Here is a 22,179-nt window from a genome sequence, read left to right as displayed (position 1 = left end):
CGTCTCTATCGTCTATTTGCGGGAATTGCTTGAAATCGCCGGTAGCTGCAGGTTGTTGAGCCGAGCGTAGAGGCCATTGTCCGATGTCGCAAGCGTCTCGTGGTTGCCTTCTTCGACAACGCGGCCGTTCTGCATGACGACGATCTTCTCGGCACGGACAACCGTCGACAGGCGATGGGCGATGACGACGACCGTGCGGCCGCTCATCGCTTCTTCCAGCGCCTTCTGCACGGCCGCTTCGGATTCCGTGTCGAGCGCCGAGGTCGCTTCGTCCAGAAGCAGGATCGGCGCATTGCGCACCAGCGCGCGGGCGATCGACAGGCGCTGGCGCTGGCCGCCGGACAGCGTTACGCCGTTTTCGCCGACGGGCGTCTCGTAGCCCATCGGCTGCGCTTCGATGAAATCATGGGCATAGGCAAGGCGCGCCGCATCCTCGATCTCGGCATCCGTCGCGTTCGGACGGCCGTAGCGGATATTGTCGCGGATCGTGCCTTCAAAGAGATAGGGCTGCTGCGAAACATAGGCGAGCTGTTCCCGCAGCGACTGTTTCGTCACATGCGCGATGTCCTGCCCGTCGATGAAGATGCTGCCAGCCTTGGGATCATAGAAGCGCGGGATGAGATTGATGACAGTGGACTTGCCGGCGCCGGAAGGGCCGACGAGTGCGGTGGTCTGGCCACCCTCGGCCGTGAAGTTGACACCGCACAGGACGGCCTCGTCGCCATAGGCGAAATGAACGTCGCGAAATTCGATGCGAGCGTCGGTTACGACGAGCGGTTTGGCATCGGGGAGGTCGCGCTGGCGCGGCTCCATGTCGAGCAGCTCATAGATCATCCGCGCGTTGACGACCGCGCGCTCCAGCTGCACCTGCAGCTTGGCAAGGCGGCGGGCCGGATCATAAGCGAGCAGCAGCGAGGTGGCGAAGGAGAAGAACACGCCCGGCGAGACATTGTCGTAGATCGAGCGGTAGGCGGCATAGGCGAAAAGGCTGGCGATCGCAAAACCGGCGACCGTTTCGATCAGCGGTCCGTTGCGCTCCGAAAGACGGGCGATGCGGTTCTGCCGGTGCTCTGCAGCGGTGATCAGCTTGTTGATCTTGCGTTCGAGCTCCTCTTCCATCGTGAAGGCCTTGACGATGGAAACGCCTTGAATGGTCTCCTGCATCGCGCCGAGCACATGGCTGTTCAGGACCACTGCGTCGCGCGTGGCAGCGCGCAGGCGCTTGGAAATATAGCGTAGCGTGAGGAAAAGCGGCGGCGCGATGACGACGAATGCGATGCTGAGCACCGGGTCCTGGAAGACCATGACGCAGAGCAAGGAGATGAAGGTCAGGAGGTCGCGCGCCGTCGACGTGATCGTCAGGTTCATGACATCGCGGATACCAGAGACGTTCTGGCTGATGCGGGCGGCGAGCTGGGCGGAGCGCGCTTCGTTGAAGAAGCCGACCGACAGTGTCATCAGGTGCGAATAGAGGCGGCGCTGGTAGCGGGCGATGATGTTGTTGCCGATCTTCGACAGGATGACCGACTGGAAATATCCGGCAAAACCGCGCACCACGAAAACGAGGAAGATGCTGAAGCAGATTTTCCAGGCATCGACGATATCGCGGGCGATGAAGGCGCTGTCGATGACAGATTTGACGATGTAGCCGATGTAAGCAGTCGAAAGCGCAACGAGGATCAGGCAGGTAATCGCGATGGCGTAGCCGCGAATATGATCGCGGCCGTTCTCGGCGATAATGCGCTTCAGCATGCCGGTGATGGCTTCGCTGTCGACGTTTTTGCTTTTCGGGTCAGGCAATTTCAATAATCGGCTTCCTGTCTTGAACCAAGCGAGCCGCATCTGGCACGTGCTTTCGCGGTTCTATTAAAGACTTAGCACGGCTTTGGCTAGACGTGGCCTGCCGGGCTGGTTAAGGCCGATCGCGGAGCCGCGCCCATTATAGAGGATGCCGGCCCCTTCAAAAAGTATGGTGCGCCGGGTTTCAGCGCACCATGAGCTGTTTGGCAAGCAATCAACGCCGCCAGCGACGGCCGTCCGTGGCAAGGCCAAAGCTTGTCGGTTTGCGGGCATAGATCGCAAGGCCGGAAAGTGCTGCCAGCGGATTGACGACCACATGGGTCGGAATCGTCTTCATCAGCTCCGTGTGCGGTGCCTTGTCCTCGAAGGCGGCGCGGAATTCCGGCTTCTGCAGCGCCGGCAGGATCTTCTGCGGAATGCCACCCGAGAGATAGACGCCGCCGCGCGCCATGAAGATCATGGCGATATCGCCGGCGACGCGGCCAAGATAGGTGACGAACAGCGTCAGCGTCTCCTCGGCCTGCCTGTTGGTGCCGGCAAGCGCGTGGTTGGTGATGTCAGCTGGCTCCTTCAGGCTCGGTTCGATGCCGTCAGCCGCGCAGATCGCATGATAGAGGTTCTGCAGGCCGCGACCGCAGATCACCTGCTCGGCCGAGATGCGGCCTTCGATGGGTTCCAGATGCGGCCAGATCTGCAGGTCGCGTTCCGTGCGTGGCCCGAGATCGATATGCCCGCCTTCGCCCGGTACTGGCACCCACTGATGCTGGGTATGGACCAGGGCTCCGACGCCAAGACCGGTGCCCGGCCCGAGCACGGCGCGCGATGCAACCATGTTACCGGAAGCTTTGCCGATGGTCTGGCGATGCTCATCGGAAATCTCGGCGATCGCGAGCGCCTGCGCCTCGAAGTCGTTGATGACGAGCACGTCCTCGATGCCGAGATTGGCGATCATCGTCTTCGGACGGATCACCCAATCGCAATTGGTCAACGGAATCTCGTCACCCTGCACGGGACCTGCCATGGCAAGAATTGCCGAGCGGGGCCGAACCTTGCTGTTTTCGAGGGCGAGCTTGATCGCATCGTCGATCGTGGCGAAATTCGCCGTCTGCACGACCGGGAAGTGCTCCTGTTCGGAGTCCGCATCGACGAGGATGGAGAAACGCGCATTGGTGCCGCCGATATCGCCGATCAGGATTGGGAAAGGCAGGGGGGCATCGCTGTGATTGAGCTCGGGCATGGCCAGGTCCGTGGTCTGCCGCCGGCAAGGCGGATTAATGGTTCAGGGTTTTGATCAGCCGCTCGGCAGTGGATTCGTTGAGCGCCATCGGAATGTCGTAGAGAACGGCAAGCCGCGTCAATGCCTTCACGTCGACGTCGTGCGGCATGGGGGTGAGGGGATCGATGAAGAAGACGAGCATATCGATCTCGCCGGTGGCGATGAGCGCGCCGATCTGCTGGTCGCCACCGAGCGGGCCGCTTTTCAGCCGGGTGACCTTGAGGTCCGGGCAGGCATCCAGCACGCGGCCGCCTGTCGTGCCCGTGGCGACGATGTTCCAATCGGCAAGGGCGGCTTCGTTACGCCGTGCAAATTCTGCCATCGCATCTTTTTTCTGATCATGCGCGATCAATGCAATGCATTTGCTGCCGGCCATGAAATCCTTGCTCCGCTCGATGTTTTCAATCGATTTACCCGCCTTCTATACCAAGGGGGCGCGTTTTGAAAGACGCCTCCGGCAAGGACGGTGCAGGACTTACTGCTGCGGAATCTGACCGGGCGGCGTATCGCCCGAAACCGGCATTGCGTCCGTCTCCGCTGAAACGTCGGCAGCTTTGGCGCCGGAGGCGGCGGGGCGTGCGGAAGCAATCGAAGGTGCCGCCAATACGGCCTGGCAGGCCTTGGGCAGATCGGCAACCATGACTTCGCGCGGCTTTTGGGGCGGCTTGTCGCTGGGCTTCGGCTTGGCCCAAGGCTCAGGCCCGAACCACCAGGCGAGCGACTTGTCGCAGCCATCGCCGGAGGCGACCGGCGCCTGTCCTGTGCAGCCGACGGAGCCTGCGGGGCAGCGGAGACGGATATGGAAATGCGAGTCGTGCCCGTATTCCGGCCGCAGCTTGCCGAGGTTGGTGCGGTCGCCCGTCCATGTCCCGCACATCTTCTTCTTGATCGCCGGGTTGACGAAGATGCGCTCGACCTCCGGATAGCTTGCCGCGCGCATCAAGAGGCGGGCATGTGCCGGTGTCCAGACCTTGTCGTTGATCGTCAGGAACTTGTCCTTGGCGAGCATCGTGGTGAAAGGCAGGGCTTCGCGCTCTTCCACCGTCATCTTGCGCCGCGGCATCGGCGTCAGCCAGACGTCGGCGTCGAGACCGATCTGATGCGAGGCATGGCCGTTGATCATCGGGCCGCCGCGCGGCTGCGAGATATCGCCGACAAGCAAACCCGGCCAGCCGTCATTCTTCGCAGCATCGCGCGATAGGCGCTCGAGCAGGCCGATCATCTCCGGTCGTCCCCAGCGACGATTGCGCGATAGGCGCATCGCCTGCCATGTCGGGCCGTCCGCGGGCAGGGCGACCGCGCCGGCAAGGCAGCCCTTGGCATAGAAGCCGATCGATTGCGGCGGTCCCTGCGTCGGCAGCGTGACCGCGCCGAAAACAGCCTTGGCGCTGCCGGGGGAAAGGGTAGCCTGCTGCGCCAGCGCATCGCCGGCGACAAGGCCCATCCCGATCGAGGTGGCGAGAGAGAATTTGCCGATCGTTCGAAAGGCGCGAGCCAGAAGTGAAGCCATGCATATCCTTGAAAGGCGGTCGGCATTAGCCGAAGTGATTTGCCGTGAGACTATCCTGAAACAGGATGGAAGTGAATCCGCGCCAATCACGGATGGCCACCGGTCGGCCGCCTTTGCTTGCATAGACCTTTGCTTCGGATGGATGAGTTCGCCAGGATTTCCGCCGTCTTGCGGATACGCGACAGCCGCGGCAAGACCTTCGTGCAGGCGAAATCCTGCATGTCCTGCGAGAAGGTCGTCACCGCATCTTCGGCAACAATGACGGCGTAGTTTGCCGCGAAGGCATCGCGCACGGTTGCTTCGACACCGAAATTGGTGGCGACTCCGGTCAGGATCAGCGTCCTGACGCCGCGACGGCGAAGCTGCAGGTCCAGTTCCGTGCCGTAAAAGGCGCTCCACTGGCGCTTGACGATGGCGACATCAGGCGTCAGCGCTGCCATCTCGGCCGGAGCCTCGAGCGCGGCCGGCGGCAAACCTCCTGGGGGAAGCGCAAAGCTTTCGTCTGTCGGCTGATTGACAGCATCGGCATAGTCTGCGGAAAATCCAACCGTCACGAAAACGGTCGTTCCGCCATCGGCCTTCAGTTTGTTTGCGATGGCGACCGTATTGGTGACGATCTGCTGGGCGGAGTAGGGCGCGAGCGGCCGGCTCAGGACGAGGCCTTGCAGGTCGATAGAAATGAGAGCGGTAGTTTTGGGGTCGTAAAGTGACATCGGGCGGTAGCTCCATAAAATATGAGGATATCCTCACAATGGAAATATGAGGATGGCCTCACAAAAATCAAGTGAAGAATTGAAGACGCGCACGCCGAAGCGGCAGCGCGGCCATGATCGGGTTGTCATACTGCTGGAGGCGGCCGCAAAGGTTTTCGCGCGCAAGGGCTATGAGGCGGCAACGATGACGGAGATTGCGGCCGAGGCAAATTCCTCTATCGGCTCGCTCTATCAGTTCTTCCCGACCAAGCCCCTGCTTGCCGAAGCACTGCATATCGAACGCCTGGAGCGATTGAAGGCCGGGCTTCGAGGGATGGCAGAGCGGAGCATCGGCCTTTCCGCAGCCGATAGCGGCGAGGCGATCTTCGATGCGCTCGGTGCTTTCATGGAGGAATATCCGGAGTTTTCGGTACTGGCCAGTCGCCGTGATATTCCCAAGGAGCGCAAGGCGCGCTCACGGGCAGAGCTGAAGGAGCTGATCGCCGGCATCCTGCAGCAGGCGCAGCCGCCGATATCGGACGATATCGCGCTGATGTCGGGTATCGTGCTCGAACTGCTTCGCATCGTCGTCGCCGTCGCCGCCGAGCCCGATGCTGCCGAGGATCGCCGCGTCGCCGGCGAATTGCGGCTGATGTTGCGCAAACGTCTTGAGGATGCCACGGTAAAAGACTGAGCCCGAGACATGTCTTCAGCCTTTACAACGAGATGAATTGTTGCGTCCTGTTTTTTGCCCTCATTTGCCGTATGCTGATTCCTCAGACATCATCAGGAGATCATGAATGGCATTGTCGCGGTTGAAAGCAGGCTTGGTCGTTTCTCTTTTTTGCCTGCTGGCAATGCCTCTATCCTCGAAAGCTCAAGAGCCGCAATTTCGTATCGGCACGGCCATTCTCGGCGACTTGAAATATCAGCCCGGCTTCAAGCATTTCGATTATGTCAATCCGGATGCGCCGAAAGGCGGTGAGGTGAAGCTGTCTAGCAATGGCACCTTCGACACCCTCAATCCGGTACTTTATAAGGGCAATACGGTTGCGGGGATAAGTTCTCTGGGTGCGGGCCTTGTCTTTGACAGCCTTCTGAAGTCGGCGGATGACGAGGTTTCCTCCTCCTATGGATTGCTCGCCGAGGGCGTTTCCTATCCGGAGGATATTTCCCGTGCTACTTTCCGCCTGCGGCCCGAAGCCAAATGGGCAGACGGACAGCCGGTGACGCCAGAGGATGTCGTCTTCAGTTTCGACAAGGCGAAGGAACTCAATCCACTCTTTACCAGCTATTATAGCCATGTGGCGCGCGCCGAGAAGACCGGCGATCGCGACGTAACCTTCTACTTCGACGAGAAGAACAATCGTGAACTGCCGTCGATTCTTGGCCAGTTCCCAATCGTGCCAAAGCATTGGTGGGAAGGTACGGGGCCGGACGGTAAACCACGCGATATTTCCCGCACCACGCTCGAGCCCGTTATGGGATCCGGACCCTACAAGATCGTTTCGGTCTCGCCCGGTTCCACCATCCGTTACGAATTGCGCGACGATTATTGGGGCAAGGACCTGCCCGTCAATGTTGGCCTGAACAATTTAAAGTCTATCTCCTACACCTACTTCACTGATAATGATGTGGAATTCGAGGCCTTCCGCGGCGGTACTATAGACTATTGGCAGGATAACGTCGCAAGCCGCTGGGTCACCGGCTACGATTTTCCTGCGGCGAAGGACGGCCGCATCAAGCGCGAGGAAGTGCCCAATCCGCTTCGCGCCACCGGCGTTATGCAGGCGCTCGTGCCGAACATGCGCCGCGATCAGTTCAAGGACGAGCGTGTTCGTGAGGCGCTGAACTATGCTTTCGATTTCGAAGAGCTGAACCGTACTATCGCTTTTAATCAGTACAGCCGCATCAATAGCTTCTTTTTCGGCACGAAGCTCGCTTCGTCGGGCCTGCCAGAAGGTAAAGAGCTCAGCGTTCTCAATGAAGTGAAGGACAAGGTCCCGGCTGAAGTTTTCACGACGCCTTATGCCAACCCGGTCGGCGGCGATCAGCAGAAGGCCCGCGATAATCTGCGTAAAGCGCTCGATCTGTTCAAACAGGCAGGATATGTTCTGAAGAGCAACCAGATGGTGAATGCCCAGACGGGCAAACCTTTATCGATCGAGATTCTGCTCGGCAGTCCCTTCGTGGAGAAGTGGGTTCTGCCCTATGCCCAGAATTTGAAGAGAATCGGCATCAACGCTAGCGTCCGTACGGTCGATTCGTCGCAATACATCAATCGTGTGCAGAACTTCGACTATGACATGATCTGGACAGTTTGGGCGCAAACATTGAATCCGGGCAACGAGCAGATTGATTTCTGGGGATCTGCCTCCGCCAATCGTAAAGGTTCGCGCAATTTTGCCGGCATTTCTGATCCAGGCATCGATGCCCTCGTCAACAAGGTAATTTTCGCCAAAGACGTCGAGGAGAAGGATGCCGTCGCCAAGGCGCTCGACCGTGTGTTGCTCGCTCATCACTACGTGGTTCCACTCTTTTACACGACCAGCTTCCATATCGCTTATTGGGATAAGTTCGCGCATCCGGCCCAACTGCCCGAATACTCCATCGGCTTCCCCGATGTCTGGTGGTCGAAAAGCGCCGGAAAGTGAGCCTCTCTTGCAATGAGGGGCCTGCTGGCTCCAAATGATCCAGGCTGATTCGGATAGTTTCACGCTGATATGACGGCGCCGGCTTGCATCCGGCGGAAGGGAATGTGATTTGATCGACGGACGGATTGAGGCGAGGCGGAACCTATCCCTGCTTGCGGGAGCGGCGGACTGATGGGCGCCTATATTCTGCGACGCCTCCTGTTGATGATCCCGACCATCGTCGGCATCATGGCGATTTCCTTCACCATCGTGCAGTTTGCGCCGGGCGGTCCCGTCGAGCAGGTGATCGCGCAGCTGACCGGCCAGGGCGACAATGCCAATGGCCGCCTGTCGGGTGGCGGTACCGACCTGGCTGCACAGCAATCCTTCGATGACAGCAGCTCGAAATATCGGGGCGCGCAGGGGCTCGATCCCGAGCTGATCGCCAAGCTCGACAAGCAGTTCGGCTTCGACAAGCCGCCGCTCGAGCGCTTCGGTCAGATGATGTGGAATTATATCCGCTTCGATTTCGGCGAGAGCTTTTTCCGCAATACCACCGTCATCGATCTCATCGGCCAGAAGCTGCCGGTGTCGATCTCGCTCGGCATCTGGATCCTGATCTTCTCCTATGCCATTTCCATTCCGCTCGGCATCCGCAAGGCGGTGCAGGACGGATCGACTTTCGATGTCTGGACGTCGGGCATTATCATCGTCGGCTATGCCGTCCCGAGCTTCCTGTTCGGCATCATGCTGATCGTGCTGTTTGCCGGCGGCTCCTTCTTCGACTGGTTTCCGCTGCGCGGTCTCGTTTCGGATAATTTCGCCGATCTCAGCTGGTGGCAGAAGATCCTCGATTATCTCTGGCATCTGGTGCTGCCGCTGATTTCGCTGTCGCTCGCCGCTTTCGCCACCACGACGCTGCTGACCAAGAACTCCTTCATCGAGGAAATCAAGAAGCAATATGTCATCACCGCCCGCGCCAAGGGCCTTTCCGAACGGCGCGTGCTCTATGGCCATGTCTTCCGCAACGCCATGCTCATCGTCATTGCCGGCTTTCCCGGCGCCTTTATCTCCGCCTTCTTCACCGGCTCGCTGCTGATCGAAAATATCTTCTCGCTCGATGGCTTGGGGCGCCTGAGCTATCTCTCTGTCGTCCAGCGCGACTATCCGGTGGTCTTTGCCACTCTCTTCATCTTCTCGCTGCTCGGCCTCGTCGTCAGCCTCGTCTCAGATCTAATCTACACCTGGATTGATCCGCGCATTGATTTCGAGCGGAGGGACGTGTGATGGACGCAGCCAATCAGCAGACGCTTCCGACGACGGTGAAGCCGCCCCGCAAAGGCCTTTTCTCGCCCACCAACATTCGCCGCTGGGAGAATTTCAAGGCAAACCGCCGTGGCTACTGGTCGCTCTGGATTTTCCTGGTCCTGTTCGTCCTCAGCCTCGGGGCCGAATTCATCGTCAACGACCGGCCGATCCTCGTCTCTTACAAGGGAGAGATCCTAGCGCCGGTCTTCGTGGATTACCCCGAGGAGAAGTTCGGCGGTTTCCTGGCGCAGACGGATTATCGCGCCCCGGATATTCAGGATGAAATCAATGCCCATGGCTGGATGATCTGGCCGCCGATCCATTATTCCTATCAGACCGCCAATTCCAACCTTCCCACAGGAATGTCGGCGCCGACGCCGCCTTTCTGGGCAATGAGCAAGGAGACGCGCTGCTCGGGCTATCCCGGCGGCGTTGCCGATCCGAACTGCAACTGGAGCAATTTCAATTGGCTCGGCACCGACGATCAGGCCCGCGATGTACTCGCCCGCCTGATCTACGGTTTCCGCATCTCGGTGCTATTCGGCCTGGCGCTCACCATCTGTTCGGCAGTCGTCGGCGTCTGCGCCGGTGCGATACAGGGCTATTTCGGTGGCTGGACCGATCTCCTGATGCAGCGTTTCATCGAAATCTGGTCGTCCATGCCGGTGCTCTATATCCTGCTGATCATCGCCTCGGTGCTGCCGCCGGGCTTCTTCATCCTGCTCGGCATATTGCTGCTGTTTTCCTGGGTAGGGCTCGTCGGCGTCGTGCGCGCCGAATTCCTGCGGGCGCGCAATTTCGAATATGTGCGCGCCGCCCGCGCGCTCGGCGTCAACAACCGCACCATCATGTATCGCCACCTGCTGCCGAACGCGATGGTGGCGACGCTGACCTTCGTTCCCTTCATCCTGTCGGGCTCGATCACCACCCTGACCTCGCTGGATTTCCTGGGCTTCGGCATGCCGCCCGGCTCGCCGTCGCTGGGTGAAATGATCGCCCAGGGCAAATCCAATCTGCAGGCTCCCTGGCTGGGGCTCTCGGCCTTCTTCACCATGTCGATCATGCTGTCGCTGCTGATTTTCATCGGCGAAGCCGTGCGCGACGCCTTCGATCCGAGGAAGACGTTCCGATGAGGAGTGCTCGCAATTGGTCAGCGCACAAGATAAACTGCAGTCGGCGACGACAGGCAATGGATGGATGCGATGAATAAGGTGGTACTGGAACATTATCCGGCGTCTAGGTTGCCGGACGATATTCGCGGCGATCTGCCCAAGGAAGCATTGGTGCGCGTTGTGGTGGAGGCGGAAGAGAAGTCTTCCACCGACAGCCGTTCGCCATTTGCTTCGCTCTCTCCGAAAAGTGCACAGTCCGCGAATCTCAAGGCTCTCTTACGGGATCGCAGGGCGCACCCCGATAGATACGCCGGAACTGCCACGACTGAAGAGATCGTTGCCCGTATTCGTGAACTGCGCGATGAGTGGGATGATAGATGACCGCACCACGGGGCATCTATTGGGACACGAATGTCGTTGTCGCGTTGATGGAGCAAAGCGGCATCGTTCACGATCTTCTCTGGGCCATCTTAGAGGTGATCGAGAAGAAACCCGTCTACGTCTCCACCAGCGCGCTGACCTTTGCCGAATTGAAGGTCAAACCGTTACAGCAGCAGAATTTCGAGCTTTTGAGAACCTATGAAGAATGGTCGTCGTCGCGTTCCTGGCTGGACATCTGGTCCATCACGCCGCCGATCCTTGATGGTGCGGCCTTGCTGCGGGCAACGCGTGGCTGTTTGAAATTGCCGGATGCGATCCACCTCGCTACCGCGCTTCATAGCCGTTGCACTCACTTCCTGACTGCGGACAAGGGGATCGGCGATATCACAGACCTTGTCCATCCTTTCTCGGGGCCGTTGGATATCACCCCTTTGACGATCCTTCGCCCCGATGAGCCCACTCTGACATCCCTCCTAAAAAGCATGGCCGAATGACCGAATCGCTGCTGTCAGTCCGCAATCTCTCCGTCGCCTTTCATCAGGGCGGGCAGACCTCGATCGCCGTCGATGGCGTCTCCTTCGATATCCGCAAGGGCGAGGTCGTCGCGCTGGTCGGCGAATCCGGCTCCGGCAAGTCGGTTTCGGCCAATTCGATCCTGAAGCTCTTGCCATATCCGGCCGCAAGCCACCCTTCCGGCGAGATCCTGTTCAAGGGCAAGGACCTCTTGAAGGCATCGGACAACGAGCTGCGCGCCGTGCGCGGCAACGATATCACGATGATCTTCCAAGAGCCGATGACCTCGCTCAATCCGCTCCACACCATCGAGCGGCAGATCAGCGAGATCCTGGCGCTGCATCAGGGCATGGTGGGTGAGGCCGCGCGCAACCGCACGCTGGAGCTCTTGAACCAGGTCGGCATCCGCGAACCGGAAAAGCGCCTAAAGGCCTATCCGCATGAGCTGTCGGGCGGCCAGCGCCAGCGCGTAATGATCGCCATGGCGCTTGCCAATCGTCCCGAACTCCTGATCGCCGACGAGCCGACGACGGCGCTCGACGTCACCGTGCAGGCACAGATCCTCGAACTGCTGCGCGAGCTCAAGGGTCAGCATGGCATGTCGATGTTGTTCATCACCCACGATCTCGGCATCGTCCGCAAGTTCGCCGACCGCGTCTGCGTGATGACCAAGGGCAAGATCGTTGAGACCGGCACGGTGGAGGATGTCTTCACGCGGCCGCAGCATGATTATACCCGCCATCTCCTCGCCGCTGAACCACGCGGTGAACCGCCCGCAAGCGATACGAACAAGCCCGTGGTCATGGAAGGCAACGATATTCGCGTCTGGTTCCCGATCAAGGCGGGCTTCATGCGCAAGGTTGTCGATCATGTGAAGGCGGTCGATGGCATCGATCTGAAGCTCCGCGCCGGCCAGACGCTCGGCGTCGTCGGCGAATCCGGCTCAGGCAAGACCACGCTCGGCCTCGCGCTCGCCCGGCTTATTTCCTCCAAGGGCCGTATCGCCTTTGTCGGCAAGGATATAGCCGGCTATTCGTTCCGCGAAATGCGGCCGCTGCGCAACCAGCTGCAGGTGGTCTTCCAGGATCCTTATGGATCGCTCAGCCCGCGCATGTCGGTCGGCGAGATCATTGCCGAGGGGCTCAAGGTGCATGAGCGGTCGCTTTCGGCCGATGAGCGCGACAAGCGCGTCTGCTGGGCACTGGAGGAGGTCGGCCTCGATCCGTCCACCCGCTGGCGTTTTCCGCACGAGTTCTCCGGCGGCCAGCGTCAGCGCATCGCCATCGCCCGGGCCATGGTGTTGAAGCCACGCTTCGTCATGCTCGACGAGCCCACCTCGGCGCTCGACATGAGCGTGCAGGCGCAGGTGGTCGATCTGTTGCGTGACCTGCAGCAGAAGCACGATCTCGCCTATCTCTTCATCAGCCACGACCTGAAGGTGGTGAAGGCGCTCGCCAACGAGCTGATCGTCATGCGCTTCGGCAAGGTCGTCGAGCAGGGCGCATCCGCCGATATTTTCCGGGCGCCGAAAGAGGATTACACCAGGGCGCTTCTCGCTGCCGCCTTTAACATCGAGGCGGTGCCGACCGCCGCCATCCAGCAATAGAGACCATCATCATGCCGGCCAAAAGCCCCGTTCTCGTCGACCTCAAATTCAACCCCGAGACCGTCGCCAGGGCACTCGAAACCGCTTTTGCCGATCGCGGCAGCATCAATCTCGCTGACCCCGCCAGCAAGGGGCTGGATCTGAGGCATGTCGACTATGCGCTGCTGTGGAAGCCGGATGCCGATCTTTTCGAGCGCGCGCCCAATCTCAAGGTCATCTTCTCGGGCGGCGCCGGTGTCGATTCCATGATGTCGATTGCTGGTCTGCCTGACATCCCGATGGTCCGTTTCGTGGATCGCAGTCTCACGACGCGGATGAGCGAATGGGTAGTCATGCAATGCCTGATGCATCTGCGCGATGTGCAGGGGCATTTCAGGAATCAGCGACAGCATGTCTGGGCGCCGCAGCATGGTCCGGAAGCCGCTGACGTTACTGTCGGCGTCATGGGCCTCGGTGTTCTCGGCTGCGATGCAGCCGCGAAATTGAAAGTTATGGGCTTCAACGTCATCGGCTGGTCCCGCAGCAAGAAAGAGATCGACGGTATGGAAACCTTCGATGCAGCCGGGCTGGATGCGTTTCTGGCACGTACCGACATTCTCGTCGGCCTGCTGCCGCTGACGGCAGAGACGACGGGAATTTACAACGCTTCGCTCTTTTCAAAGCTGCATCGCAACGGCCCGCTCGGCAAGCCGGTCTTCATCAATGCCGGCCGCGGCAAGAGCCAGGTTGCGGCCGATATCGCTTCGGCTGTTCGCACCGGCATCCTCGGCGGCGCCTCCCTCGATGTCTTCGCCGTCGAGCCTCTGGCTGCGGACGATCCGCTTTGGGACCTGGAAAATGTCATCATTACGCCGCATGATTCCGCTGTGTCTGACGAAAAGGCACTGATGCGCTACGTCGAGGAGCAGATCGCCCGCTTCGAACGCGGCGAACCGCTGCAGCATCTGGTAGATCGCGGTCGGGGTTACTAAGTCTATGGCGGTGGTCGGGGCCTTATGTCTCGGCTGGCGCCGGCAAAATGCGACGCATTTGCCCTGGTATCAATTTTCTTTCAGCGACTGGACTTTCGCTCAACATTTTTTGATAACAGGGCGCTACAACCGCATGCCGGCACGCCGCTGGCGAAAAGCATGACGTCCGCAGGGCAGGAGACGGGGCAGGAACGACATGACCAAGACGGATATCGCCACCCGCGTCTATAACCATACCTGGAAGCTTGATCCGATCATCCGCAGCCTGATCGACACGGATTTCTACAAGCTCCTCATGCTGCAAATGATCTGGAAGCTCTATCCAGATGTCGATGCCACCTTCTCGCTTATCAATCGCACCAAGAGCGTTCGCCTCGCAGAAGTGATCGACGAAAAAGAATTGCGTGAGCAGCTCGACCATGCCCGCACGCTCCGCCTCTCCAAGAAGGAGATGATCTGGCTGGCGGGTAACAGTTTCTACGGCCGCGCCCAGATCTTCGAACCGGAATTCCTCGCCTGGCTGTCGAATTTCCAGCTGCCGGAATACGAGCTATCGAAGCGCGACGGTCAATATATTCTCGACTTCCACGGCTCGTGGAAGGAAACGACGATGTGGGAAATCCCCGCGCTCGCCATCATCAACGAGCTTCGTTCGCGCTCGGCTCTAAAGGCGCTCGGCCCCTTCACGCTCGATGTGCTCTATGCCCGCGCCAAGGCCAAGATGTGGGAGAAGGTGGAGCGGCTGCGGGAGCTGCCCGGTTTGCGCATCTCCGATTTCGGGACGCGCCGCCGTCACAGCTTCCTCTGGCAGCGCTGGTGCGTCGAAGCATTGAAGGAAGGCGTACCGCACGCATTCACCGGCACGAGCAACGTGCTGTTGGCCATGGATTCCGATCTCGAAGCCGTCGGCACCAATGCCCATGAGTTGCCGATGGTCGCCGCAGCGCTTGCGAAAAATGACGAAGAGCTCGGAAAGGCACCCTATAAGGTGCTGCGCGACTGGAACCGTCTCTATGGCGGCAATCTGCTCGTCGTCCTGCCCGATGCCTTCGGTACGGCTTCCTTCCTGCGCAATGCGCCGGAATGGGTGGCCGACTGGACCGGCTTCCGCCCCGACAGCGCTCCGCCAATCGAGGGCGGCGAGAAGATCATCGAATGGTGGAAGAAGATGGGCCGCGATCCCCGCCAGAAGCTGCTGATCTTCTCCGATGGCCTCGATGTCGATGCCATCATCGACACCTACAAGCATTTCGACGGTCGAGTCCGCATGAGTTTTGGTTGGGGCACCAACCTTACCAACGATTTCGCCGGCTGCGCGCCCACCGAACTCAAGGGCCTCAATCCTATTTCGATCGTCTGCAAGGTCATCGAGGCAAATGGCCGACCGGCCGTTAAGCTCTCGGACAATCCCCAGAAGGCGACGGGCGAGCCTGCGGAAGTCGAGCGTTATCTGAAGTTCTTCGGTGCAGAGGATCGCGTCGATCAGGAAGTGCTGGTTTAAGGCGTTTTCCGTCCGCAATGCGTAAAAGGTCTAGTGGCGGATCGCCGCTTCCATCCGGGCGACGCGGCGAAATAGCGTCCAGCGGCCATTCTCCCAACGATATTGATCCGGCGAAATAACGTATGGCACGTCGCTGAGATCGGCGCTGATCAGCTCCAGAAGCTGCAGGCCCTCGATATCGTTCTCATGTGTGAAGAACACCTTGTCGCGCGACAGGAAGGCGGCGATCGGCGCGGCGCCGCCGGATTGCTCCTGCACCTGCGCCCAGAAATTCGGCAGGAACGCAATGCTGGACTCGAACTGGCCGTCCACCTCGACATATTGGAACCGGCTGCGTTTGGCGATCTGAACGCCGGTCTTGGCGAGGAATTTCTGCAGGTTGGCCTGTGCCGTTTCGGCGAGTTCTCGGACATCGATGCCCCAGTCGTCGAGTGCTGCGGCCATCACGTAGTTGACCGTCGTCTCGCCGTTGACGACGAAGAGCTTGATCAGGTTTTCGGCCTCGTCGAGGTAGACGAATTGCGGCGGATTGGGCTCGTCCTTGGCGGCCTGCATCATCTGCTGCCGCGCAACCTCGACGAAATCGCGCGCTTTCAGGACCGGCAGGACCTTGGCGAGCTCACCGCTGTCGACCATGGCTTCCGTCATGTTGAGATAGTTGAGGAGCGCCTGCGCGCGTGCCGGCCCGCGCTTTTCGCGCAGCGCTAGCAGCGCATTGCTCAGGAATTTCGTCATCGTATCGCCGTTGCGGCTGTGCAGCGTCAGACTGCCGGCGGCAGCATCGTAATCGACGCGGATCAGATCTCCGAAGAACGGCAGGCGTTCCTGCAGATAGGCGGCAAAGGCTGCTTCATCCTGCAAAGCTTCGTCGGGAATGTTGAGATCGAGGGTTTTGGCAACGGCCGCGCTCTCGGGCTCCTGCATCGGATAGGGATGGCCGGGGCGCATTTCCGCGCGCTTGCCTCTGCCGAAGAGCCTTTTCAGGAAATTGAACACGCGCATCCCCGAGTACCGAACGGTATTGCTGTAGAACCTAGCGCGGCAGCCGTTGCGGGGCAATGGCGGCATGATGGGGGTGGGGGCCGTAAGTGCCTGCTTGCCCGTACAAAAAACGCGTATAGTCTGCAGGAGCGGGCCGAATGGTCAGATTGCGGGAAGGGCAGCGCAGATGAGAAATGTCGGGGGCGGCAGGTGGACGATCGGAGGCCTGTTTTTTTGTCTTTTTGCATTGGCTGCACCTGTGACTGCGTTCGCGCAGAATGCCGCTGCCCCACAGCCGGCCGCCCCGCCGCCCGACAAGGTTCGCGAGCTGATCCAGCTGATGAACGAGCCGGATGTCAGGCAATGGCTTACTGCGCAGCTCAATAGTCAACCGACACCTGCCAGCGATAAACCCGCAACCATCAGCGATCCGACGCCGACCGACGGCAATCAGATGTCGGTTCTATCAGGCATGCTCGGCCATACGCGGCATCACCTTGAGCTGGTCTCCGGCGCTGCGATGACGTTGCCCTATGAGGTCATGACCGCATCGGAAAAGCTGGAAGGCGAAGGCAAGTCGGTCGGCCTCGTGCGCATCATCATCCAGATTGTCCTGCTCTTCTTCCTGGGGTTGGCGGCCGAACTCGCCGTTGCACGCTTCATCAACACCAGGCATATGCAGCGCACCGAGAGGGCTGCCGGTACCGAGACGGAACTGCAGGCAGCGCGCTTCCAGTTTCTGGGCGGCGTCGTGCCCGCTATCATCCATGGCCTGGTGACGCTCGTTCCGCTTCTTGCCTTCGATTGGCCGCCAGCCATTGAAAATTTTGCCATCGCTTGCGTCATTGCGATGGTGTCGATCAGGCTGGCGATCTCCATCGGCAAGCTTGTCATGGAATTGATAGCGATGCGTCGCGCCAACGACGTTCTGGATGAGGACGGCGGTGCCGCCCGCATCGCCGAACGGCGGCACGTCGCATCCTATTGGTATCGACGCTGCACGCTGTTTGCCATCTATTTTGCCTGCGGCTGGGCGATCATACAGGCCGTCACGTCGCTGGACTTTTCTGTCGGGGCGCGCGACCTCATCGGCTACGCCCTCGGCATCGGTCTGTTTCTGATCGCCACGGCTGCCGTGTGGTCCAGGCCGCTTCCGCCGGAAAAGCGGGGGGCGAAGACGATTTCCTGGCTGCTGACGATTTTCTTCGCGGCGCTATGGTGTCTCTGGGTGGCCGGTTTCGATGGCCTTTTGTGGCTCGGCATCTATGCGATATTGCTGCCGCGCATCCTCTCGGTATCGACGAAGGCAATCGAAGCCCTGCATGATGCAGCCGACGGCATCTTCGGCACCGGCAAGATCGCGGCCGTGTTGCTCGACCGCGGCTTGCGGGCGTTGATCATTACCTTTGCGGCTTTATGGCTCGGCCACATGCTGGGGGTCGAGGCGCATGCGATGATGAGCGGCAGCGAATCGAATGTCGGCCGCATCGCTCGCGGCATTCTCGGCGGCATCATCATTCTCCTGGTTGCCGATCTCGTCTGGCAGCTGGCAAAAACCTATATCGACGGCAAAGTCATGCAATCCCTCCCGGCCGCCGGCGAATCGGATGAGATGAGGGCGAGCCGCGCCCGGCTGCAGACGCTGCTTCCGATCTTCCGCAACATTCTTGCCGTCGTCATCGGCATCATTGCGGTCATGATGGTGCTGTCGGGCCTTGGCGTTCAGATCGGGCCGCTGATCGCCGGCGCCGGTGTTGTCGGCGTTGCGGTCGGCTTCGGCGCACAGACCATAGTCAAGGATGTCATCAGCGGTATCTTCTACCTCTGGGACGATGCTTTCCGCATCGGCGAATATATCGAAAGCGGCCATTACAAGGGCGTGGTGGAATCCTTCAGCCTGCGTTCGGTCAAGCTGCGTCACCAGCGCGGCCCGCTGGCGACGATACCCTTCGGCTCGCTCGGTGCGGTTAACAACATGAACCGCGACTGGGCAATCGATAAGATCATCGTCAAGGTGACCTACGATACGGATCTCGTGAAACTGAAGCGCATCATCAAGGACATCGGCCAGCGCCTGCTCGACGACGAGGAGCTGAAACCGAGCATCATCCAGACGCTGAAGATGAAGGGTGTCGAGCAGTTCGGCGATTTCGCGATCGAGATCAGGTTGGCCATCACCGCCAAGCCCGACGAGCTCTCCGTCATCCGCCGCAGCGCGCTGGCTTTGATCAAGCAGTCCTTCGACGAAAACGGCATCCAGTTCGCCTTCCCCACCGTGCAGGTGGCAAGCGACAAGGACGCCGCTGCCGCCGCTGCCCGGCAGCTTATCGAGATGCGGGCTGCAAACGTGGATGGCGCACAGCAGGCGAGCTAGAGCAATTCCAGCAAAAGTGCGAAGCGGTTTTGCGTCCGGAATTGCGTTAAACCAAAGAGATCGAGCGGTTCGGAGATTCCGTGAAAGCTGAACCGCTCTAGATTCGGTCGGGTCTCGGCGCTGCCGTGCTGCCGCGTACGATCAGCGTGACGCCGATCATCTCGCGCTCAGCCGGTACGGCATCGTGAAGAACGGCCTGCACCGCGCGTTCCGCGATCTCGGCAAAGGGCTGGGCCATCGTCGTCAGGCCCGGCTCCACCATGCCGCCCTCTGGCACGCCATCGAAGCCGATGACGGAGACGTCCTGCGGCACTGAAAGGCCCCGTGCCCGCAGCCAGTTGATCGCCAGAAGCGCGATGTTATCGGACATGGCGAGGATCGCCGTCGGCGGTTCCGGCGCGGAAAACAGGTAGTCAAGCCCGGCTTCGACGCTTGGCTTGTCGTTGAGCGTCTCAAAGATCGGCACGTTTTCGCGCCGAATTCCGAAGGCTTCGAGTGCCTGCCAATAGCCGAGTGCGCGATCGCGCGAGGTGGAATACATCGCCCGACCGATCCCGGCGATGCTGACCGGCCCGACATGATCGTCCGAAAGCTCGGTCGCGAGCACGCCGAAACGCCTATGGCCGAGTTCCGCCAGATGCCGGGCAGCAACGGCCGCACCACCAAGATTGTCGACGCTGATCGAGGGGATCGACGCATCTTGGTCATTCAGGGCGAGAGCAACGAAAGGCAATTGCCGCTCGCGCGTCAACTGAACCAGCTTTTCGCCGCCTTCCACGCAGAGCAGAATGAAGCCGTCGACCAACGCGCTCTTGATGTTCCAGTCGAGCTTGTGCCGATCCTTGGCCGAGACCAGGGCGAGACCTGTGCCGCTGGCATCGCAGACCTGGGACACGGCAGCCAGGAGCGCCCTAGCCCAGGGATCGTTGAAGAAATAGGAAAGCGGCTCGACGACGGCGACGCCGATGGCATTGACCTTTCCGGCCCGCAGCAGCCGGCCTGTCAGGCTCGGCCCGGCATAGCCAAGCCGCTTGGCCGTCTCGAGCACATGCTCGCGCACCTCTTCGCGCACCACTTCGGGCCGGCTGAAAACATTGGAGGCGGTTCCCTGCGATACGCCTGCTGCCTTGGCGACGTCCGCGAGCCTGATGGTGCCTTTGGCCAATGAAATCCTCCAATTGTTTCCGGCGGATACTAGCAATGAAGTTGTATCGGTTCAATTCTTCTTGACAGCGGATTTTCGAAGCGTAGGATTGAACCGATTCAAGAAAGCCGCGTAACCTGGAATTGAATCGATTCAAAATAAGGACAAACCAATGCTGACCAATTATCTCTTCAAGGATCTCTATGATGAACGATGGGGTGATCCCTGCAATCCGAATGCCGTCGATCCGCCTTCAGAACGTGGAGGCGGGGCTGACAAACAGAGCGTGCTGAGCCGGCTGGCGCAGTTCTTCCGCGACCGGAAGCGACCATCGGCGTGGTCCTTCACGATTCCGAGCGAGACATCGGCCGCGGAGGGGGAAGCAGAGATCCGGCATCGTACCGGGTTAGAAGACCCGAAATTCCTGGCCATCGCCAAAGCCCTGTCGCGGAATTGCTAGAGCAACGCCATGAGTTGCTCCGACGGCGGCCTCAGAAGTTTTCCTTGTAAGGACGCAGATCGAGTTCCTGTGTCCAGGCAGAAGGATGCTGCCGGTGAATATGCCAGTAGCTCTCGGCAATGGCATCGATGTTCAGCAGCCCGTCGGCATCCACATCAGGCCGGCGCGAACGTAGCCGCTCGCCGTCTATGCCGCCATCGATGATGGTGTGAGCGACATGCAGGCCGAGCGGTCCGAATTCCCGCGCCATGCTTTGGCTGATCATTCGAAGACCGGCTTTGGCAGCGGCGAACTGGGCGAAACCCGCCTTGCCGCGCAGGCTTGCGGAGGCGCCGGTGAAGATCACCGTGCCGCGGCCGAGCGGGGCGAGATGACGCGCCGCCTCGCGCCCGACCAGGAATCCGCCGAAGCAGCAGACACGCCAGAATTCCTCGAATTGCGCTGCGGTGACGGCACGAAAACCGATCTGGCGGTTGATGCCCGCGTTGAAGACGACGAAGTCAGGCGCGGCAATATCGTCTCGAGCGGTAAAGGCATGATCGAACAGCCGGATGACCACAGCTTCATCTGTGGCGTCCGTTTCGATCGCCTCGGCACTGCCGCCGGACGCATGGATGCCAGCCGCCACCTGATCGATCTTTGCTGCCGTCCGCCCGGCAATGACGACATGATAGCCCTTGTCTGCGAGAAGCCGGCAGAGTGCCGCCCCCAGCCCCTGTTCGGCTCCTACTCCGACGACGATAGCGCTCGGCGTGCTCATTCGGCGGCCTCCCTGGCATCCAGCGTCGGATAATCGGTGTAACCCTCGGCGCCGCCGCCATAGAAGGTCGGGCGATGATAGGGGTTGAGCGGGGCACCGAGACGAATGCGCTCCGGCAGGTCGGGATTGGCGATGAAGAGACGACCGAAGGCGATGGCATCGGCATGGCCGGCGGCAAGTGCTGCCTCGGCAGTATCCGGCCGGAAATTGCCCGCGGCGATCAGCGTGCCGGACCAGGCGGGCCTGAACAATTCTGCAGCCGAGGGCACGTTCTTATGGTCGACTTCGGCTTGGCCGGCACCACTGGCGCGCGGCTCGATCAGATGCAGATAGGCGAGGTTGAGGCGGTCCAGTTCGCGAATGACATGGCCGTAGAGGCGCAATGGATCGTCCTCGCCGCTATCATTGGCGATGCCGAAGGGCGAAAGACGCACACCGACGCGATCCGAACCCCAAACTTCGGACACCGCCTCGACCACCTCGAGCAGCAGTCGCGACCGATTCTCGATCGAGCCGCCATATTGGTCGGTGCGCTGGTTGGTGCGGGCCTGCAGGAACTGTTCGATCAGATAGCCATTGGCGCCATGAATCTCGACGCCATCAAAGCCCGCCTGCTTGGCATTGGCGGCAGCCTGGGCATAGACGTCGATCAAAAGCGGCATCAGGTCGATATCGATCGCCTGTGGCGTCTCGAAGGGAACGCGCTCGAAGGAAGCGGTAAACGCATCACCCTTGGCGGCAATGGCTGAAGGAGCGATCGGCGCCGCTCCGCCCGGCTGGTGTGAGGAATGGGAGATGCGGCCGACATGCCAGAGCTGCAGAAAGATCTTGCCGCCCTTGCAATGAACCGCATCCGTCACGGCCCTCCAGCCGGCGATTTGTTCGGCCGTGTGGATGCCCGGCGTTGCCGGCATGCCCTGGCCTGCTCGGGAAATCTGCGACCCTTCGGAAATGATGAGCCCGCCCTCGCTGGCGCGCTGGGCGTAATATTCGGCATTCAATGCCGAAGGCACATTGCCCGGCTGGCTCGCCCGCATGCGGGTCAGCGGCGCCATGACGACGCGATGCGCAAATTCATAAGGGCCAATGGAAAGAGGCGAAAACAAAGTGGCTGTCATAAAATTCTCCTGCCTGGAGCCCAAATTGCTCCCCGGGGC

General features: G+C 60.3%; 20 protein-coding genes. 11 read left to right on the top strand and 9 right to left on the bottom strand.

Annotated features, from left to right (window positions below; all coding sequences use genetic code 11):
* Positions 1-12: 12 nt before the first annotated feature.
* The 5 genes from FBZ99_RS14550 to FBZ99_RS14530 all read right to left on the bottom strand — a co-directional run bounded on the left by FBZ99_RS14550 (position 13) and on the right by FBZ99_RS14530 (position 5,299).
* Complete coding sequence (locus tag FBZ99_RS14550; protein ID WP_371864951.1) at positions 13-1,752, bottom strand: ABC transporter ATP-binding protein; 1,740 nt, start codon at positions 1,750-1,752, stop codon at positions 13-15.
* A gap of 262 nt (positions 1,753-2,014) precedes the next feature.
* The gene (locus FBZ99_RS14545; RefSeq protein ID WP_113390795.1) at positions 2,015-3,037 is read right to left on the bottom strand and encodes a glucokinase; all 1,023 of its coding nucleotides are present in this window, start codon (positions 3,035-3,037) and stop codon (positions 2,015-2,017) included.
* Between the two features lie 34 nt (positions 3,038-3,071).
* Positions 3,072-3,452: a methylglyoxal synthase gene (locus FBZ99_RS14540; protein WP_113330590.1), complete on the bottom strand. Its 381-nt coding sequence runs from the start codon at positions 3,450-3,452 to the stop codon at positions 3,072-3,074.
* A 99-nt stretch (positions 3,453-3,551) separates the two neighbouring features.
* A complete protein-coding gene (gene mepA, locus FBZ99_RS14535; protein ID WP_145633888.1) occupies positions 3,552-4,586 on the bottom strand; it encodes a penicillin-insensitive murein endopeptidase in 1,035 nt (344 codons plus the stop codon).
* Between the two features lie 86 nt (positions 4,587-4,672).
* Positions 4,673-5,299, bottom strand: a complete 627-nt coding sequence (locus FBZ99_RS14530; RefSeq protein ID WP_145633887.1) for an isochorismatase family protein — start codon at positions 5,297-5,299, stop codon at positions 4,673-4,675.
* A 52-nt stretch (positions 5,300-5,351) separates the two neighbouring features.
* Between FBZ99_RS14530 and FBZ99_RS14525 the strand changes: the two genes are divergently transcribed.
* From FBZ99_RS14525 to pncB, 9 genes are all read left to right on the top strand, one after another.
* The gene (locus FBZ99_RS14525; protein ID WP_113351491.1) at positions 5,352-5,972 is read left to right on the top strand and encodes a TetR/AcrR family transcriptional regulator; all 621 of its coding nucleotides are present in this window, start codon (positions 5,352-5,354) and stop codon (positions 5,970-5,972) included.
* Between the two features lie 106 nt (positions 5,973-6,078).
* Entirely contained in the window at positions 6,079-7,932 is a 1,854-nt protein-coding gene (locus FBZ99_RS14520; RefSeq protein WP_113351490.1) for an extracellular solute-binding protein, read from the top strand.
* A 171-nt stretch (positions 7,933-8,103) separates the two neighbouring features.
* Complete coding sequence (locus FBZ99_RS14515) at positions 8,104-9,198, top strand: microcin C ABC transporter permease YejB (RefSeq protein WP_113351489.1); 1,095 nt, start codon at positions 8,104-8,106, stop codon at positions 9,196-9,198.
* Positions 9,198-10,352 (top strand): ABC transporter permease, encoded by a 1,155-nt coding sequence (locus FBZ99_RS14510; RefSeq protein WP_113397335.1) that lies wholly within the window; start codon positions 9,198-9,200, stop codon positions 10,350-10,352. Before FBZ99_RS14515 ends, FBZ99_RS14510 begins: the two co-directional genes overlap by 1 nt.
* Before the next feature lie 69 nt (positions 10,353-10,421).
* Positions 10,422-10,712, top strand: coding sequence for a hypothetical protein (locus tag FBZ99_RS14505; RefSeq protein WP_145633886.1), 291 nt, complete (start codon positions 10,422-10,424; stop codon positions 10,710-10,712).
* Entirely contained in the window at positions 10,709-11,206 is a 498-nt protein-coding gene (locus tag FBZ99_RS14500; protein ID WP_145633884.1) for a type II toxin-antitoxin system VapC family toxin, read from the top strand. Before FBZ99_RS14505 ends, FBZ99_RS14500 begins: the two co-directional genes overlap by 4 nt.
* Positions 11,203-12,831: an ABC transporter ATP-binding protein gene (locus FBZ99_RS14495; RefSeq protein WP_145633881.1), complete on the top strand. Its 1,629-nt coding sequence runs from the start codon at positions 11,203-11,205 to the stop codon at positions 12,829-12,831. The genes FBZ99_RS14500 and FBZ99_RS14495 overlap by 4 nt, the downstream gene beginning before the upstream one ends.
* Positions 12,832-12,842: 11 nt before the next feature.
* Positions 12,843-13,802 carry a 2-hydroxyacid dehydrogenase gene (locus FBZ99_RS14490; protein WP_145323299.1) on the top strand — a complete coding sequence of 320 codons (960 nt, stop codon included), beginning with the start codon at positions 12,843-12,845 and terminating at the stop codon, positions 13,800-13,802.
* Between the two features lie 196 nt (positions 13,803-13,998).
* Positions 13,999-15,303, top strand: coding sequence for a nicotinate phosphoribosyltransferase (gene pncB, locus FBZ99_RS14485; protein ID WP_113351483.1), 1,305 nt, complete (start codon positions 13,999-14,001; stop codon positions 15,301-15,303).
* Positions 15,304-15,333: 30 nt separating this feature from the next.
* Here the strand turns inward: pncB and FBZ99_RS14480 are convergent, their stop codons facing one another.
* Positions 15,334-16,305: a hypothetical protein gene (locus FBZ99_RS14480; RefSeq protein WP_246661109.1), complete on the bottom strand. Its 972-nt coding sequence runs from the start codon at positions 16,303-16,305 to the stop codon at positions 15,334-15,336.
* A 166-nt stretch (positions 16,306-16,471) separates the two neighbouring features.
* Between FBZ99_RS14480 and FBZ99_RS14475 the strand changes: the two genes are divergently transcribed.
* Complete coding sequence (locus FBZ99_RS14475) at positions 16,472-18,658, top strand: mechanosensitive ion channel family protein (protein WP_145633876.1); 2,187 nt, start codon at positions 16,472-16,474, stop codon at positions 18,656-18,658.
* 97 nt (positions 18,659-18,755) lie between these two features.
* Here FBZ99_RS14475 and FBZ99_RS14470 read toward each other — a convergent pair whose 3' ends face one another.
* Positions 18,756-19,823, bottom strand: coding sequence for a LacI family DNA-binding transcriptional regulator (locus FBZ99_RS14470; RefSeq protein ID WP_145633874.1), 1,068 nt, complete (start codon positions 19,821-19,823; stop codon positions 18,756-18,758).
* Between the two features lie 151 nt (positions 19,824-19,974).
* Here FBZ99_RS14470 and FBZ99_RS14465 point away from each other — a divergent pair, with 151 nt between their 5' ends.
* Entirely contained in the window at positions 19,975-20,262 is a 288-nt protein-coding gene (locus FBZ99_RS14465) for a hypothetical protein (protein ID WP_145633871.1), read from the top strand.
* 31 nt (positions 20,263-20,293) lie between these two features.
* On the opposite strand, the gene FBZ99_RS14460 is transcribed toward FBZ99_RS14465, so the two are convergent.
* Positions 20,294-21,022 (bottom strand): SDR family NAD(P)-dependent oxidoreductase, encoded by a 729-nt coding sequence (locus tag FBZ99_RS14460; protein WP_145633868.1) that lies wholly within the window; start codon positions 21,020-21,022, stop codon positions 20,294-20,296.
* Complete coding sequence (locus FBZ99_RS14455; protein ID WP_145633866.1) at positions 21,019-22,140, bottom strand: alkene reductase; 1,122 nt, start codon at positions 22,138-22,140, stop codon at positions 21,019-21,021. The genes FBZ99_RS14460 and FBZ99_RS14455 overlap by 4 nt, the downstream gene beginning before the upstream one ends.
* Positions 22,141-22,179 lie beyond the last annotated feature (39 nt).

It is taken from the genome of Rhizobium sp. ERR 1071, assembly GCF_007828675.1.
Taxonomy (GTDB): domain Bacteria; phylum Pseudomonadota; class Alphaproteobacteria; order Rhizobiales; family Rhizobiaceae; genus Rhizobium; species Rhizobium dioscoreae.
This window is presented reverse-complemented; position numbering and strand designations above follow the sequence as displayed.

Coding starts and splice junctions, on each gene's coding strand:
- FBZ99_RS14510 (WP_113397335.1), top strand. CDS start 9,198: ATGGACGCAGCCAATCAGCAGACGCTTCCGACGACGGTGAAGCCGCCC.
- FBZ99_RS14530 (WP_145633887.1), bottom strand. CDS start 5,299: ATGTCACTTTACGACCCCAAAACTACCGCTCTCATTTCTATCGACCTG.
- FBZ99_RS14495 (WP_145633881.1), top strand. CDS start 11,203: ATGACCGAATCGCTGCTGTCAGTCCGCAATCTCTCCGTCGCCTTTCAT.
- FBZ99_RS14490 (WP_145323299.1), top strand. CDS start 12,843: ATGCCGGCCAAAAGCCCCGTTCTCGTCGACCTCAAATTCAACCCCGAG.
- FBZ99_RS14550 (WP_371864951.1), bottom strand. CDS start 1,752: ATGCTGAAGCGCATTATCGCCGAGAACGGCCGCGATCATATTCGCGGC.
- FBZ99_RS14500 (WP_145633884.1), top strand. CDS start 10,709: ATGACCGCACCACGGGGCATCTATTGGGACACGAATGTCGTTGTCGCG.
- FBZ99_RS14465 (WP_145633871.1), top strand. CDS start 19,975: ATGCTGACCAATTATCTCTTCAAGGATCTCTATGATGAACGATGGGGT.
- FBZ99_RS14520 (WP_113351490.1), top strand. CDS start 6,079: ATGGCATTGTCGCGGTTGAAAGCAGGCTTGGTCGTTTCTCTTTTTTGC.
- FBZ99_RS14480 (WP_246661109.1), bottom strand. CDS start 16,305: ATGCGCGTGTTCAATTTCCTGAAAAGGCTCTTCGGCAGAGGCAAGCGC.
- mepA (WP_145633888.1), bottom strand. CDS start 4,586: ATGGCTTCACTTCTGGCTCGCGCCTTTCGAACGATCGGCAAATTCTCT.
- FBZ99_RS14475 (WP_145633876.1), top strand. CDS start 16,472: ATGAGAAATGTCGGGGGCGGCAGGTGGACGATCGGAGGCCTGTTTTTT.
- FBZ99_RS14525 (WP_113351491.1), top strand. CDS start 5,352: ATGGCCTCACAAAAATCAAGTGAAGAATTGAAGACGCGCACGCCGAAG.
- FBZ99_RS14515 (WP_113351489.1), top strand. CDS start 8,104: ATGGGCGCCTATATTCTGCGACGCCTCCTGTTGATGATCCCGACCATC.
- FBZ99_RS14540 (WP_113330590.1), bottom strand. CDS start 3,452: ATGGCCGGCAGCAAATGCATTGCATTGATCGCGCATGATCAGAAAAAA.
- FBZ99_RS14460 (WP_145633868.1), bottom strand. CDS start 21,022: ATGAGCACGCCGAGCGCTATCGTCGTCGGAGTAGGAGCCGAACAGGGG.
- pncB (WP_113351483.1), top strand. CDS start 13,999: ATGACCAAGACGGATATCGCCACCCGCGTCTATAACCATACCTGGAAG.
- FBZ99_RS14455 (WP_145633866.1), bottom strand. CDS start 22,140: ATGACAGCCACTTTGTTTTCGCCTCTTTCCATTGGCCCTTATGAATTT.
- FBZ99_RS14545 (WP_113390795.1), bottom strand. CDS start 3,037: ATGCCCGAGCTCAATCACAGCGATGCCCCCCTGCCTTTCCCAATCCTG.
- FBZ99_RS14505 (WP_145633886.1), top strand. CDS start 10,422: ATGAATAAGGTGGTACTGGAACATTATCCGGCGTCTAGGTTGCCGGAC.